This is a genomic window from Leptothoe sp. PORK10 BA2, from assembly GCF_034932105.1.
Taxonomy (GTDB): Bacteria; Cyanobacteriota; Cyanobacteriia; order Phormidesmidales; family Phormidesmidaceae; genus Leptothoe.
In genome coordinates this window covers 40,156-55,711 of the sequence record NZ_JAYGIG010000002.1, presented here as the reverse complement: position 1 = coordinate 55,711, position 15,556 = coordinate 40,156, and the positions used below count along the sequence as shown (strand labels likewise).

General features: G+C 53.1%; 13 protein-coding genes. 2 read left to right on the top strand and 11 right to left on the bottom strand.

The window, feature by feature from the left end; genetic code table 11:
- Positions 1-171 precede the first annotated feature (171 nt).
- The 7 genes from VB741_RS01085 to VB741_RS01055 all read right to left on the bottom strand — a co-directional run bounded on the left by VB741_RS01085 (position 172) and on the right by VB741_RS01055 (position 8,551).
- On the bottom strand, positions 172-1,671 hold the full coding sequence (locus VB741_RS01085; protein ID WP_323363285.1) for an ATP-binding protein: 1,500 nt from the start codon (positions 1,669-1,671) through the stop codon (positions 172-174).
- 542 nt (positions 1,672-2,213) lie between these two features.
- Positions 2,214-2,639, bottom strand: coding sequence for a Uma2 family endonuclease (locus VB741_RS01080; protein ID WP_323363284.1), 426 nt, complete (start codon positions 2,637-2,639; stop codon positions 2,214-2,216).
- Positions 2,640-2,681: 42 nt separating this feature from the next.
- The gene (locus VB741_RS01075) at positions 2,682-3,419 is read right to left on the bottom strand and encodes an HD domain-containing protein (RefSeq protein ID WP_323363283.1); all 738 of its coding nucleotides are present in this window, start codon (positions 3,417-3,419) and stop codon (positions 2,682-2,684) included.
- On the bottom strand, positions 3,420-5,123 hold the full coding sequence (locus tag VB741_RS01070) for an ABC1 kinase family protein (protein ID WP_323363282.1): 1,704 nt from the start codon (positions 5,121-5,123) through the stop codon (positions 3,420-3,422).
- Positions 5,124-5,532: 409 nt separating this feature from the next.
- A complete protein-coding gene (locus VB741_RS01065) occupies positions 5,533-5,880 on the bottom strand; it encodes a phage holin family protein (RefSeq protein ID WP_323363281.1) in 348 nt (115 codons plus the stop codon).
- Positions 5,881-6,016: 136 nt separating this feature from the next.
- Entirely contained in the window at positions 6,017-6,676 is a 660-nt protein-coding gene (locus VB741_RS01060; protein ID WP_323363280.1) for a PD-(D/E)XK nuclease family protein, read from the bottom strand.
- A gap of 33 nt (positions 6,677-6,709) precedes the next feature.
- Positions 6,710-8,551, bottom strand: coding sequence for an aspartate kinase (locus VB741_RS01055; protein ID WP_323363279.1), 1,842 nt, complete (start codon positions 8,549-8,551; stop codon positions 6,710-6,712).
- A 519-nt stretch (positions 8,552-9,070) separates the two neighbouring features.
- On the opposite strand from VB741_RS01055, the gene VB741_RS01050 reads away from it, so the two are divergent.
- Positions 9,071-10,492: an NAD(P)/FAD-dependent oxidoreductase gene (locus VB741_RS01050; RefSeq protein ID WP_323363278.1), complete on the top strand. Its 1,422-nt coding sequence runs from the start codon at positions 9,071-9,073 to the stop codon at positions 10,490-10,492.
- A gap of 24 nt (positions 10,493-10,516) precedes the next feature.
- Here the strand turns inward: VB741_RS01050 and VB741_RS01045 are convergent, their stop codons facing one another.
- Genes VB741_RS01045 through VB741_RS01035 form a run of 3 tightly spaced genes read right to left on the bottom strand, consistent with a single transcriptional unit; the run spans position 10,517 to position 13,636 of the window.
- Entirely contained in the window at positions 10,517-11,431 is a 915-nt protein-coding gene (locus VB741_RS01045) for a S66 peptidase family protein (protein WP_323363277.1), read from the bottom strand.
- Positions 11,432-11,479: 48 nt separating this feature from the next.
- Positions 11,480-13,300, bottom strand: coding sequence for a WD40 repeat domain-containing serine/threonine-protein kinase (locus tag VB741_RS01040; RefSeq protein ID WP_323363276.1), 1,821 nt, complete (start codon positions 13,298-13,300; stop codon positions 11,480-11,482).
- Between the two features lie 54 nt (positions 13,301-13,354).
- Positions 13,355-13,636, bottom strand: coding sequence for a Ycf34 family protein (locus VB741_RS01035; RefSeq protein WP_323363275.1), 282 nt, complete (start codon positions 13,634-13,636; stop codon positions 13,355-13,357).
- A gap of 334 nt (positions 13,637-13,970) precedes the next feature.
- On the opposite strand from VB741_RS01035, the gene VB741_RS01030 reads away from it, so the two are divergent.
- The gene (locus tag VB741_RS01030) at positions 13,971-15,251 is read left to right on the top strand and encodes a CCA tRNA nucleotidyltransferase (RefSeq protein WP_323363274.1); all 1,281 of its coding nucleotides are present in this window, start codon (positions 13,971-13,973) and stop codon (positions 15,249-15,251) included.
- 4 nt (positions 15,252-15,255) lie between these two features.
- Here VB741_RS01030 and VB741_RS01025 read toward each other — a convergent pair whose 3' ends face one another.
- A complete protein-coding gene (locus VB741_RS01025; protein ID WP_323363273.1) occupies positions 15,256-15,405 on the bottom strand; it encodes a hypothetical protein in 150 nt (49 codons plus the stop codon).
- Positions 15,406-15,556 lie beyond the last annotated feature (151 nt).

Below are 15,556 nucleotides of genomic sequence, written 5' to 3'. Positions count from 1 at the left end.
AAATGGCATTAAGTTGGGGGTACGGCGAGGTCAATTATCGAGGGAGCACGTCATCCACTGGCGGATGACGTGCTCCCCAGGAGGCTAGCGTAATTCTATACACCCCTCTACCCTTTAAAACAGCCTCTGAGACGTCTTTACTGAAAGCGGTGTGATGAAACTGTCAGACTTCTATTCAGGAGGTAATAAACCAATACGCTGTTGTAGCACTCTGACATCATTTCTCTGCAATATATTCGCACCAAGAATATAGGCATATAAGCTAGCTGGTTCGAATTGAAATCTTATGTTCTTATACAAAAAATTATCATCACTGATAGTTTTACTGGTAATTAAAATTGGCTGAGATACACCTGAATTTTTCTGCACAAATTTTATGCAGTTGTCGAGTTCAGAGTGTGAATTGTGAGGGCGATCGCTCCACTTAACTTCGACAATCCAAGAGGGTACCTGATGTGCTCTTTCTAAATGAACGATGTCGATTTCTCCCGATTTCCAACGTGCGTAGTAAAGTTCGATCATTTTACTGTGTTGCCATTGGCTAAAAATGGCAGTTTCAGTCATGGCTCCCATCGCCTTAGAGTCCATTTCAAGTTGTCCGAATAATGCCGCTCGCATTGATGGATTAGTTAAATAAACTTTGAAGCAAACTGCTCTTTTGAACCTTTTTGAATTTTGATCAATTCTCTCTACACGACGAATTAAAAATGCTGCTTCTAGATATTCGAGATAACGCTTGATAGTATTCTTAGCCACACCAGAGGATTTTGATAATCCTTCTAGGCTCACTTCATTACCCGAGTTATATGCCAAGGTCGTAAAAAGCCTGTTGAGTTCTTGAATGTCACTGATACCATAAAGACTTGGCAAATCTCGCAGCAAGACTTTGTCAATGATGTCACTTTTAATATACTGACCAGGATTTTGTCGAATTGTCTCGGAAAAAACAGCTTCAGGATATCCACCAAAGTTGAGGTAGTTAACAAACTCTTTATTTAATTCCTCAATATCTCGCGACAGATACACATATTTTTGAGAGAGATACCCAGAACTTTCAGAATCATATTGGTTAGTCCGGTTAGTCTCTATTAACTCATCTTCTCTTCCAATAAACATCAAGTACTCAGCAAAGGTTAATGGAGGTAAGATATAGTCACTGAATCGACCAGACCCCGATTCATTACTCTTTAATCGCAAAGCGGCAGCCGCAGAACCAGTAGCCACAAAACGGTAATTAGGAAAAGAATCAACCAGAGATTTAAGATGAATTTCCCACTCACGTAAATACTGAATCTCATCAAAAAAAATAAATAGCTTTGAATCACGTTTGTGATTGAATAATTCTTGAAAATAACTGAGCATACGCTCTAATGAAAGCCCAGTATAAATTGGAGTTTCAAGAGATACATACAGGATATTTTCTGCGCTAATGCCAGAATCCAAGAGCGTACGAATACTGTGATAAACCATGACGGTCTTACCAACCCGTCTCGGTCCCATCAAAACAATTGCTCGGCGTACGCTTGTATCTAGAATGTTTTGAGAAAAAGTCTCAAAGTATTTGCGCCGAGGTGTATCTTCATAGACGACCTTCTCTTCGCCCCCTTCTTCCCACCAAGGATTATCAAACTGAAGACGGGATAAAATATCTGTCTTTGCGATTTCCAGCATCAGACTAAAATCAATCTACTAACCTTAGGATAAACTTTAAGGGAATTAAGGTCAATCGATTAATCTTAGATAGCAATAAAATTGACTAAGACTTCTGTAGGGAAGCGTATTGCTGCCTCAGACGTCTAAATCGGGTAGCAAGGGGTTCCTTTCCCCCGCCCCCACAGCACCTCGCATGCGGGTCCGCACGAGGCGCTTCCTTTGAGAGGGTTAGACATCATTAGGGAATGACGTTCAGGACCTGACTGCCTGACACAAGTATCTCAAACCATTGATATACCGTTATCATTTCACTTTTGCTGGTAACCCCAATTTCAGGGTATCTCACCGGCTGAAAGCCTTGATCTGGCATAGTGCATGTATCCGGCAGTCCTGATGAATCAGGGGTTGGGCATAGATGTGTCAGGCAGCCAGGGTTTTGACCCCGTTCTCCCAATCAATATATTCAACGCTTTAGTCCAGGCTAGCCACAGAGGGCTGAGCGGAGTCGAAGCCCTCTGTGGCTAGCTGTGAAAACTATGGATTTAATTGATTTTGCTTTCCTAAGGAGAGATTCCATCCAACTCCAAAACACAATCACCCAGCGGCAGCTCCACCGTTTCCGTAGGCAAATACGTCAGCTTTTGCCGATAGCCATAGTCCCCCTGACTATCCTCATACGGTTCACGGTAAACCTCTAACTGCCGGTTTACCAAATTAAAAATCCAATAGTGGCCAACCCCCGACTCAGCATAGAGCGACAGCTTCTTACTGCGGTCATAACCCAGCGTCGAGTCAGAAATCTCCATCACCACCCAACAATCCTCCACACCAGGATGCCCTGCCAAATAATCATCCTGACGATACTTGGCAACCACCACATCGGGTGATGGTTCGCTAAGATCCGATAGCGTAATCGGCTCCTGCCCCCGCAACGTCGCCCGGTCCCTCAGCAATAAAATCAACCTTGGCACAGGTGGCAGAGCCACAGCGCAGTTCACCAGGCAGAGCCTGGGAACCAGGTCAACACCTCACCCTAAATCCCCCAAGTTCCTGCGGGCTTGGGACTCAAATTGTTGTTGAAATTTGGGGGTGTGGTAAATCACAGGCCGAGCCAAAAACTGCTTTAGGACCTGCTGTCTTTTAGTTCGGTATATAGCCTCGGGCACCCAGGCATATTCTTGGCGGATCTGGGTCTCATATTGGTTAAATCGTTGGGGGTCTGCGCCCAAAATCGCCAGGTCAATGTCCATCATCCAGGGGGCTAGGTCCAATGGATACTCAACTGTTTGCTTGACCCCAGAGTCTGGGCAATGCTCTGCACCCTGATCTGCCAAATGAACAGTGGCCATAATCAGCGCTTCGACCCGGTGGATCTGGCCGTGCTTTCCAGGGTGGCTGGGCAGATGGGCTTGGAGAAAGCTCACCGCTTGGTCGGCACTCTGCCGTTCATTACTCCGTTCTTCTGGGTCAGACCCTTGGGTTTGATAGACCACATCGTGGTACCACAGGGCCATTTCCAAGACTAAATGCCCCGCAAACTCGGCAGAAATCTCTGCCTTTGTCCAATCTAACCAGGCTAAACACTCATTGATATGTTGGGCCGTGTGATAAGCCCGTTGAGGCTGGCCATAGGCCGTCGCTATGCGGTTAAATTCCTGCTCTATGGCCGTCTGATCGTGAATGTTGAAGGCCTGACAGAGCTGACCCCATCGAGCCAGACTCAGGGTGTGCAATGGGGGTAATGGCACCTGACGAACCTGGGGCAACTATCGCCCATTGCCCGACAAAACTGCCGTTAACCCACTCGGGACTAGGGCTGCTGCTTGCGTGCGGGAAAAGTCCGCCAGAGCACTCCAGGCGGCATCAAGGATTTGATTGGGTTGTAGGTCATGCTTGACCAGATCCCACAGACGGGCCACTTCCTCCGTATGGAGGCGGTTATCTTCCGTTAAGGCCCCTAGGATTTGCTGCCGCAGATATTGGCCATCCTCGGAGATTAAAAACTGCATGCCCAGACCCGCCGTTGGAATCAGGTTAAAGCCCTGATCGCCTTGGGCAATGCGGATCATATTTTCCAGCCGCTGCCACTGGAAACGACCATCCTTGAACAGCACATCGATTAACCGGCGACGCAGGGATTCGGTTTCTCCCATCAGCAGCCGTCGGGCCACATAGGGATAGGCAATCTCAACAATTTTGAAATCTGGATTAAGGGTGAGGGCTAACCCTTCCTGGGTAACCAGGGAGCGAATGATCAGGGCAAACTTGGCCGGCACCCGAAAGGGATATTCGTACATCACCTCTGAGAATCGGTCGGTGATGCTTTTGAAGTTAAAGTCTCCTACGCTGGCCCCAATGGCCCCGTCAAAGACCGACTGCAGGGCGGGCACAATGGGCCGCACATCCACATCGGGGGTGAGAAAACCCAGTTTGACAAAGTCATCGGCTAGTTTGTCATACTCCTGATTAATCAGATGTACGACTGAATCCACTAGGGTTTCCTTCATGGTCTGACCCAGCTGATCCATCATGCCAAAGTCGATGTAGGCCATGGAGCCATCGGCCATGGCAAAAAGGTTGCCGGGGTGGGGGTCGGCATGGAAAAAGCCGAACTCCAACAGCTGTCGCAGCCCGGAGGATACTCCGATGCCGACTAACTCGTCGGAGTCTAGACCGGCGGCTTTAACGCGCTCAATGTCAGTGAGCTTGATGCCATCAATCCACTCCATGGTGAGCACACGGGTGTTGGTGTGGCGCCAGTAAATGGATGGCACCTTGACCCTGGGGTCATCGGAAAAGTTAGCGGCAAAGGCTTCGGCATTGCGCCCTTCGTTGAGATAGTCAATTTCCTCGAATAGTTTGCCGCCGAACTCATCCACAATCAGGGTGAGGTCGTGGCCCAGGTTAAGGGGTAGCCAAGGGGCAATCCAGCCTGCTGCCCAGCGCATGAGGTACAGGTCTCGACAGATAATGGGGACCAGACCGGGGCGCTGAACCTTCACGGCCACTTGCTCACCGGTGTAAAGCCGGGCTTTGTAGACCTGACCTAGGCTGGCTGCGGCTACGGGCTCAGGGGAGATATGGCTGTAAACTTCGTCGGAGGTCCGGCCTAGCTCTTTTTCAATAATGCGCTCGGCCACGTGGTTATCGAACGGGGGGAGCTGATCCTGAAGCTTGATCAGTTCGTTTAAAAACTTGGGATTGACGAGGTCGGGACGGGTGGACAGAGCCTGACCCACTTTAATGAAGGTGGGACCTAAATCGGTCAATATTTGGCGGAGCTGGCTGGCCCGCCGGGCTTCGTTAATGTCTTTGCGCCCGAAGGCCCGATCTAGCAATAGTCCGATGACAAAGCTACCTAGCATCAGTGCCACGGATAGGGCTCGCCACCATACGGTCAAAAGACGGAAACGGTAATGATCTGCGATCGCAACAGCATCATACCGCCGCATCTTCTCAAGCTCAGCCATGCAGTCTTATCTCCTAAGCCATACGCCTAGTCAAGAAGGCAGGGTGACACTTGGGTGGACGGGTATCATCAGCCTTCGCCCTAAGCAGATCAAAATTCAATAACGGGCAAAATCACTGACCCATTATTCCAACAGTAAATGTCTTAATCATAGTATAGATAACTACAAAATTCTTTGAATTTACCTGGGGTAGCCATTGAGCGATGCGTTAACTGAGTATGAAGTTTTGTGGTTGCCCATCGGCTTTGGGTTTTAAAGGTTCTACGGGTGAGCCATGAACTGCAGGCAATACAAGCAATAAAAAAGGAGCGCCCAATCTTGGCAGCTCCTTTAGTTCAATATTTCGACTTCATTCAGCTAATGGCAAACGTAACGACTGTTGTGGCCAGCAACGGCAGTCATGGAAACGCTAGATAATGACATTCAGGATGGAGGTGATGATCGACAGTAGAAAGGCACCGATAATCGCACTCCAAATCCCCCAGCGGAGGCGAAACCCTTCCACCAGCTTGGCGGACACGCCAAACAAAATTAGGTTCAGCAATAGACCACCCAGGGTGACTAACCAGACTAAGCCACCTAAAACAGGCAAGCCGGCAATAATCCCGATGATGCCGTTCAGTACACCAAAGACTAGGGCCGTAATGGCGGTTTTACCAAAGCTGTCAGACTCTACACCCGTGGGCAGGTAGGTAATGATCACTAGGGCGATGGTGGTGATCAACCAGGTAATGATAAATGGAATCAGATAGGCCATGACAGGGCTCCTTAGAAGCGATAGCTACGGGAAAAAGCTCCGTATTTACTCGTAGCAAATTTGTTCGAAGTATATCAAAGTTTTCTCTCTACGTAATTAAAGGAGTGTTAAGGGAAATACGTAGAAATGCTATGGATTAGGGCAATTTCAGCCGATAGTACTGGCGTAGTCGCTGCTGGAATTGCCCCCAGTACTGGTCCAATTTGTCCGGGGTGAGGGTAAACAGCTGGGCCGGGGTGTCCTCGAGGGCAATGGCCACCATGGCCCGCTCCACTTTAATGTCATGGTCTCGATATACCCAGTTAACGGCCCAACAGTAGGCGGCCACCTGTAAAAAATAATCCCCCATCCATTCCACCTGTTTAGGATGACGGGCGGTTTTCCAATCGCAGACCACCAGCTGACCGTCGTACACCATCAGGGCATCGGGAAAACCGGCAAACTTGAGGGGATGCCAGACGGCCCCTTCCACTAAGAGCACCTCCTCGATGCCCTGCAGCACCGGCTCAATGGAGGCCCAAAACCCTGCGGTGCCCTCGGGTAAGGCCCATTCCTCTTGCCGGAGATAGGCCTTGATCACCCGGTGGATTTTGGTCCCCGCTCGGGAGGACTTGGCCGTAATCCGATTGGCTTCCTCGGTGCCCACCCGCTCCCGCCAGCGCCACAGCCGTTCCTTGTCTTCCCAGGGTTTGGTGGCTGACAAAATGGTGGTGACCCCTGGCAATCGCTGGCCATTCACTTCATAGTGACGACGACGATTGACCGAGACCTGCTTGGCCTTGTAATGGGGCAGCATTGATTCCTTAGACGGATTTATTTTGACGGACCCCTAGGCTGGCACTTCAATTTCGTGACTGCCTGCCAACCCAAAGGCCGTGTGGACCGCCTTCAGGGCCTCGATGCCTTGATCTTCTGCGACGACGCAGCTGATTTTGATTTCCGAAGTGGCAATCATTTGAATATTAATGTTGCGGTCGGCCAAGGCTTGGAACATTTTGGCGGCGGTGCCGGGCTCGGTGATCATGCCAATGCCGACGGCGCTGATCTTGGCGATGGCGGTATCGACGATGATTTCGCTGCTACCAAATTCGGTGGCTAGGGATTGGAGCACCCCCCGGGCCATGTCGGCATCAGCCTGGGCCACGGTAAAGGCGATGTCGCGGGTGGGAATGCCTTGGTATAGGCGGCAGCGCTGGGCCTGGATGATCATGTCCACGCTGATGCCGCGATCGGCCAATACTTGGAATATTTTGGCGGCCATGCCGGGCTGGTCGGGCACCTGGCGCAGGGCCAGGCGGGCCTGATCGCAGTCCAGGGCCACGCCGCGCACGGCAGGACCATAGCGGGCAGCAGGGGCCTCTAGGCGGGCGGGGGACTGGTTGAGGTCAAAGGCTTGGCAAAGGGCGAAAATGGTGCGATCGCAATCCTCCACGGCAATGGTGCAGCTCACTTTCACCTCTGAGGTGGCAATCATTTGAATATTCACCCCCGCCGCCGCCAGGGTGGAAAACATCTTGGCCGCCACCCCCGGTCGACCAATCATGCCAGCCCCAGCAATGCTGACCTTGGCAATTTGGGTGTCGCTCACCAAGGCCACCGGATCTGCCAACGAGCCTTGGTTCGGCGTTAGGGCCGAGGCGCCGTTTTTAGAGGCCCCTTCCAGTAACGGTATTAGGCCCGCCGCTAAGCTAGTTGCCTGCTCCAGGGTGTCCTGTTCGACGGTAAAAGCAATATCGTTAAAATTGCCCTCGTTGATGGATTGAATAATCAGATCCACATTCAGCTGTTGTCCGGCCAATTTGCCAAACAGCTGGGCCGCAATCCCAGGCCGATCCGGCACCCCGAGCAGGGCTATTTTGGCCTGCTCCGTATCAAACTCAATGGCATCCACCGGATGGGCTAGCTCCAGACCATCCAAGGGTCGGGGCAGGCGGCTCGGCGAGGTGACTCGAGTGCCCGGCTCATCGGTCCAGCTAGAGCGCACCACCAGGGTCACACCATAGTTGCGGGCAATTTCCACCGCCCGTGGGTGCAGTACCTTGGCCCCCAGGCTAGCCAACTCCAGCATTTCATCACAGGTGATGTCGGTCATCAGCTGGGCCGATGGGACCAGGCGCGGGTCCGTGGTTAAAATTCCCGGCACATCGGTATAAATTTCACAAGTATTGGCCTGGAGTGAGGCGGCCAGGGCCACCGCCGAGGTGTCCGAACCCCCGCGACCGAGGGTGGTAATTTCCAAATCCGGCGCATCACTAATGCCTTGAAAACCGGCCACCACCACCACCTGGCCCTGATCCAAATAGCGCTTGACCCGCTCGGTCTCAATTCTCAAAATGCGGGCATGGCTATGACGAGCTTCGGTGACAATGCCCACCTGGGCACCGGTCATGGATACGGCCGCCTGTCCCCGTTCCTGCAGGGCCATGGTCAAGAGGGCAATGGAAATCTGCTCACCGGTAGAGAGCAACATGTCCATTTCGCGACGGCTAGGCTGGCTAGAAATCTCATTGGCAAGTTTGACCAGATCATCGGTGGTTTTGCCCATGGCGGACACCACGACCACCACCGAGTTGCCTGCCTGCACGGTTGCCTGTACGCGTTCGGCCACGGTTTGAATACGCTCAACGCTACCCACCGATGTGCCGCCGTACTTTTGAACGATTAAAGCCATAGTTCTGCCCTTCCCAACCCCGCAAAATCAACTTTTTCCCGGACAATCTGCCCGGACAACCTGCCCAGGTAATCTGCCCAGACAACAAGGCCCCAACGATTCAGATCAATCAGCTCAGACCGATCTGCCATAAGCGCCCATATTACTGTTTCATAAACCGAGTTACAAAGGTTACTAAGCAAAGGCTGTCTTAATGCTTTAGGCCAAGGATCTATCTGGGAATGTGCCCGAAGTTGTCTTGATTAGGGGCCACTCTTTGGGGTCCACTATGGCAATTCCATGACATATCACGAAACACATATAGACGTGTTCACTTTTATGTTTCTAAGATGATCTAGTTAGGCCCCTACGGACTTTTGTCAAGTCAAGGGGAACAATTAAGAGGGTGAAATCTCTTGATTTGTCGATGGTTTAATGGGTTTTCATGTAAATAAACTTTGATGAAGTTCCTTATTTAGACGCTCAACCCAGAAATAGACGATATAGAATTATTCATCATACGTAATAGTTTGTAATACTATGACAGCAGTTCTTTCTGGTCAGGCTCCCATAGCCCAAAAGACAACAGCTAAACAAAAGACATTGCACCATGTCGTGATTGTTGGCGGTGGCTTTGCGGGCCTATATGCTGCGAAAACATTGGATAAGGCTCCGGTCAGGGTCACGCTGATCGATAAGCGTAACTTCCACCTGTTCCAGCCGCTGCTGTATCAAGTGGCTACCGGTGGGCTCTCGGCGGGGGATATTTCTTCCCCACTACGGGCCATTCTGAGTCGCCAGAAGAATGTCAAGGTGCTGATGGGGGAGGTGGTGGACATTGACCCTGATGCCCAGAAGGTGACCCTCAAGCGGAATGAGGTAATTGGCTACGACAGCCTGATTTTGGCCACGGGCTCGAGTCACCACTACTTTGGGAATGACCAATGGGCTGACATTGCCCCCGGCATGAAAACCATTGAAGATGCCCTAGAGGTGCGGCGGCGTATTTTCTTGGCCTTTGAAGCGGCGGAGAAAGAAACTGATCCTGAACGTCGTCAGGCCCTGCTGACGTTTTTGGTGGTGGGTGCGGGGCCAACCGGTGTGGAGCTGGCCGGAGCGCTAGCTGAACTGGCCTACGAGACCATTAAGGACGACTTTACGAATATTGACCCCCAGGAAACCAAGATTATTTTGCTCGAGGGGATGGATCGGGTGTTGCCCCCCTATCCCGCAGATCTATCAGTTGCTGCTAAGGCTTCGTTGGAAAAGCTGGGGGTGGAAGTCCGCACCCAGTCTCTTGTCACTAACATTGACGGCGATACGGTTTCCATTAAGCACAAGGGTGTGGTGACCGATATGCAGGCCTGTACCGTACTTTGGGCCGCTGGCATTAAGGCCTCCCCCCTGGGTCAGACGATTGCTGATAAAACCGGGGCTGAAACGGACCGCATTGGTCGAGTCATGGTGGAGGCGGATATGAGTGTGCCCAACTATCCCAACCTATACATTGCCGGTGATTTGGCCCACTTTGCCCATCAGGGTGATGGGGGTACGCCCCTGCCGGGCACCGCTGCGGTAGCGATGCAGATGGGTAGCTACTTGGCTCAGGCGATCAGGGCAAAGCTGGCGAAGCGGACGGTGCCTACCTTTAACTACAAAGATAAGGGCAGCATGGCGGTGATTGGTCGCAATGAGGCGGTGGCCGACCTCAACTTTATGAAGCTATCTGGTTTTCCCGCCTGGTTTATCTGGATCTTTGTCCATATTTACTTCCTGATCGAGTTTGATAATAAGCTCCTGGTGCTGCTCCAGTGGGGTTTCAATTACTTTACCTACCAGCGAGGAGCCCGATTGATTACGGGGGATGATTCCATTCCGGCCCTGTCGGAAACGGTGATGGCCGAAATGGAAACGGCAATGGTGACCGCAGGTGAAGGCGAAACGGAAATGGTCCAGGCCTAGGGGCAGAACCCTGGGGGTATTTGGTTACCGGGAATGATGAGGAAACGATAGGAGGCCGGGGCCATGGGGTCCGGCCTCTATTTTTGCTGGGATACCAAAGGGTAAAGCTCCATTCTCGCCATCGTGGCCAAAGGGAAGGTGAGCCACGATGGGAACACCCAGATCCCCCAGGCGTTCCTGCAGCACTTCCAAGGCGCTAAAGCTCGGTGCATTGGCGGGGGGCTCACACTGGCTAAAGCGACCGAGGGCGATACCTGCCACCGAGTCAAATTTGCCCAGCATGCGCCAGTGGGTGAGCATGCGGTCCAGTCGGTAGGGGGCTTCGGTGACGTCTTCGAAGGCGAGGATCGCCCCGGTGAAATCGGGTTCGTGGGGGGTGCCCAGGAGGCAGGTGGCCACGGTGAGGTTGGCGGGGAGCAGTCTGCCGGTGGCGGTGCCGCTGACCCAGCTATCGCCCGTGAGGGGTTCTAGGGTGTGGTGTTCTAGCCAGTGAAATAGCCGGTTGAGGGACCAGTCGGGTTCCTGACTGATGGTGGTGAGGAGGGGGCCGTGAACGCCGCCGCTGAGCTGACCACTCCACAGCAAACTGGTGATATCGGAAAAACCGATCAGCCATTTGTTAATGGTGTTGTTAGTGTCCTGGGGCCACTGCCAGTTTTCCAAGAGGCGGGTGCCGCCATAGCCTCCGCGCACGCAGAGAATCCCCTTGTATTTAGGATTTGTCAGGGCTTCGAGCAGCTGCTGGCGACGCTGGTCATCTTTGCCAGCTAGATATCCCCAGCGTTTGTCATAGGTGGGGCTGAGTTCGACTGGGTAGCCGCGATCGCACCAAACCTGCAACCCCGCCTCAAACTTTTGGGTCTCTCGTAGGGTCCCACTGGGGGCAATGGCATAGAGTACATCACCAGGAGTCAGTGGCGCTGGGGGAGCATAGGTCATGGCAACAGTGAACAACTAAGACAAATCTGTTTTTGATCATGCCTTTGATCATGTCATAGGGGTTGCTTTCCCAGGGTTGCCTCTTTGCCAAATAGTGACGGTTTCATCCTGGCTGCTGCTGACCAGGGTATGACCATCAAAGGCGAGCGCCACCACTCCCCAGCCCTGGGCCAGCTCTGAAACACACTGACCGCTAGCTCCCTCATAGACTCGCAATGTATTGCCATCGGTGCCCACCGCCAAGAGACGGGCATCTGGACTTAAGGCCAACGCCGTAATGCCGTCCGGTCCAGCACACAGTAGGTCGGGCTGATGGGGAGTGGACTGGGCCGACTGGCCCACGGTCCACACCTCTACCTGGCCCTGGTCATTGCCTACAATTGCATAGTGGCCGCTGGGATGCAGGGCTAGTCCTTGGCTCGAGCTAATGGTTAATGTGTCGAGCAGACGTTTTTCTGGCAGAGACCAGAGGCGTAGGGTGCGATCGCGACTAATACTGGCTAGTCGATCCCCTTGGGTGGCAATGGCACTCACCCAATCCTGGTGTTGATTAAAGCTGTGGCAGATGGTGAGCTGCTCTAGATCCCACAGGGTGATTTGGCCACTGCCGTCGCTAACGATTAGATAGGGGGGGGCAATGGCTAAGTCCGTCGGCTGCCAGCCGGGCTGACTCAGGGTTTGTTTCAGGTTGCCACGGGTTAAATCCCACAGTTTGACGGTGCCATCGCTACAGGCGCTGTAGATGGTGTGGCCCTGGGGATGGAAGGTGAGGGCGGTGATGCGATCGCGATGGCGACGGCCCTTGAAGGCGTAAATTTCGTCCCCAGTGTCTAGATCGCACAACCATACATGGCCGGTACTCGTGCCCATGGCCAATTTTTTGCCCTGCAGCGCTAGGGCGGTGGCGATACCGGGGGTGAGCTGGTACAGGGGATACCAGGGAATTTGGGGGGCGGGCTTTGACTGCCCCGCAGCCAGCTGTCGCTCAGTTAACTGAGGGGCAGAGGAGGCAAGGGCCTTGATCGGTAGGGGGATGGAAAGAGCTGGCCCGGTGGGCAGGAAAGCGATGGCTTTGTCTAGGAGGGAGACCGTGGGGGATTTCTTCAGGTCCGTCAGGGCTTGGCGGGCAGTGACATAGCGATTTTCTAAGGAACGTTCTAGGAGTTTGTGCAGAACGTGACTGAGATTTTTAGCTGGGGCCTGGGTGACTAAATCGGGCCAAATCCAGCGATTATCGACTACTGAGTACAGATCGAAGGGGGCGAGTCCGGTGAGGAGATGGATCGCCACTAAACCAAGACTGTAGAGATCGCTAGCGTAGACCAACCGTCCCAGGGCTTGTTCAGGGGCCGCATAGGCCGCGTCACCACCAGTGGTCAGCAGCCCTGGGCCCTGACTGTTCGGTCGGCTCTGTTTTTCTAGACGCTGGGTGATGCGCAGGTCAACCAGCAGGGGCTGGGGCCCTTGGCGAATATTGGCGGGGCGGATATCGCCGTGGACGAGACGAAAACTGTGGATATGTTCTAGGACGGGTAGGAGGGACAGCAGCAATGTCTCCACCTGGGCTGGGGGCCAGGGGGGAGGTTCGGTTTGGGAGACTGGGGGGGCGGTGATGTGTTCAAAAACTAGAAACTGGCCATCGGGGGATTGCCAGCTATCTAGCAATGCCGGTAGTTGGGGATGTTGGCCCAGGGCTTTTAGCCGTTGGGTGAGGTCAGTCAACGGTTCTTGGGGCTGAGCAATTTGCTTGATGACAACAGTGGTTTGGGGACCGTTTGGATGGATTAGGCGAGCCAGAACAGTGTTGCCGCTGGGGCCTTTACCCAGGTGTTTAACAATTTCATAAGATTCACGATGATTCATGCGCATGGTGGGCCGTGCCTAATCGCCGGAACCCTTGCCTCCTGGTCCATTCCCCATTGATCATGTCGGCAGTGCTTCACCGGGACGCAACCTGGCCCATTTGCCCATTTCCTGCTGAAAGCTGTCGCAGCCGACCACATCATATTCAAAGCCAAAGTCCCCCGATTGCACGATCCGATCCCCTTCTACGGTGACCACGGGGGGGCTGATGTTGGCATTGATGGTGGGGCTTTGCGGCTCAAAATCTGGGGTCTCACTCAGGTGAGGCTGCTGATGGTTGGCTTCAACCGCATGGTAGGTAATGCAGCGGTCGACGTAATGGCAATTGATACAAATACACATGGGAAGGGAAAGGTGTAATGAGGTCTGAATTACCAGTCAGGGAACGAATAGTCAGGGCATCGGATAAACTTGCAAGGAGAGGGTCATAACCCCAGTCTTTAAGCTGGTTCCCCCTGTCGGGATGGACTGGGGATGCACTGTGCAACTACTTTAGCGCAGCTAAAATATGGACAGAGGAATTTGTTTCAAATTGTGCGGTTGCCCCGTTAGTTCTGGGGAAGACCTAAGGAAAGCCTAGAAATAGGCGCGAAATCCGTGCTTACGGGCGACGCAATATAGGAGAATTGTAAGCCGCATCACTTTTGGAGCTGCATCGTTGAATTTTGTGTCCTCTATGGCATCTGCCCTGATTCCGACCAGTTGGCCCTTTGACAGTCGATTGCTGCCGGAAACGGCCTGCGTGGTGGGAGGGTCGGTGCGGGATGCTTTGTTGGATCGTCAAGCGGATTATTTGGATTTAGATTTTGTGCTGCCCGATGGGGCGGTCGCGATCGCAAGTGCCATTGCCCGCCGCTATCAGGTCGGATTTGTGGTGCTGGATGCTGACAATCAAATCGCTCGGGCCGTATTTGACCAGGCCACCATCGACTTTGCCCAACAGGTGGGACCCACGTTAGAAACGGACCTGCAGCGCCGGGACTTCACCATCAATGCCATCGCCTACCATCCCCAGAGTGATCGGCTGATTGACCCGCTTAACGGCATCGCCGATCTGCGGCAGCAAATCCTACGCATGGTCAGCCGCGAGAACCTGGCGGAAGATCCCCTACGGCTGCTGCGGGCCTATCGCCAGGCCGCCCAGCTGGGGTTTGCCATTGATGGCGCCACCCGCCGCACCATTCGGGAACTGGCTCCCCTGTTGCAAAACATTGCAGCTGAGCGGATTCGCCATGAGCTAGACGCCCTTTTGAGCCAGACCAACGGTGCGACCTGTTTTCGCATGGCCTGGCAGGACGGTCTGTTGGATGCTTGGTTACCCCACCTCAGGGTCGAACACACTGAGCAGCTGGCGGCCCTAGACCGGGCCCTGGTGAATTTGCCCAACATACCGGGGTATGCGGACTTACTCCACAGCTGGAAAGATCCGGTGCCAGCGGGCCACTACCGCAGCTGGATCAAAGCCGCTCGTCTATCTCGGCTACTGCCGTTGGATGAAGACGAAGCCAACCGCTGGCTGACGCGATTAAAGTACAGCCGTAACGAAGGGCAGGCCATCTTTAGAGTGCTCCAAACCCAGCCCTATTTAGACCAAATGGCGGCTCAAGCTGGAGACCTGTCAAGGTCCGATCAGTTTTTTATGTTTAAAGCGGCGAGTAGTAGTTTTCCCGCCGTGTCTTTAGTGGCGTTGTCTATGGGGATTCCCATCGATGCCGTCGCTGCCATGGTGGAACGCTATCAGAACCCTAAAGACCCCATGGCCCATCCTGTCCCCTTAGTTAGCGGCAAGGATCTCATGGCTCAGCTGAACCTGCGTTCGGGACCTCAGATTGGTCAGTTACTCAATGCCATTGAAAATGCCCAAGCCAGTGGAGAACTCACCTGTGCGGATGAGGCTTTGGCCTGGGCAGAACAATGGTTTTTAGAGCAACAAGAACAGAAAATTGCTGAGGTCTGAGCGTTTACGACTTAGGCGTTACGGCAACATTGCCATCACCCACTCGCACCACAAACTCAGTACTGCCGAGGGTAGGCTCAGGTGGCTTTTTGTCCTTATTGCCGCTGAGCATAACTATGGAGCCAGCAATCGCCAATCCTATAATCATTGACATATCCATTTGATGAGTCTCCTAAGTAGAGTGCTACGAGTATCCACAGGGGCAGGGCCATCCATTCCAGACAAAACTAGATAATTCCTCGGATGGTTATCTCTAATTGTCACCAGATGGCCATAAACCACCTCCGTATGAATACGGGCCCTGT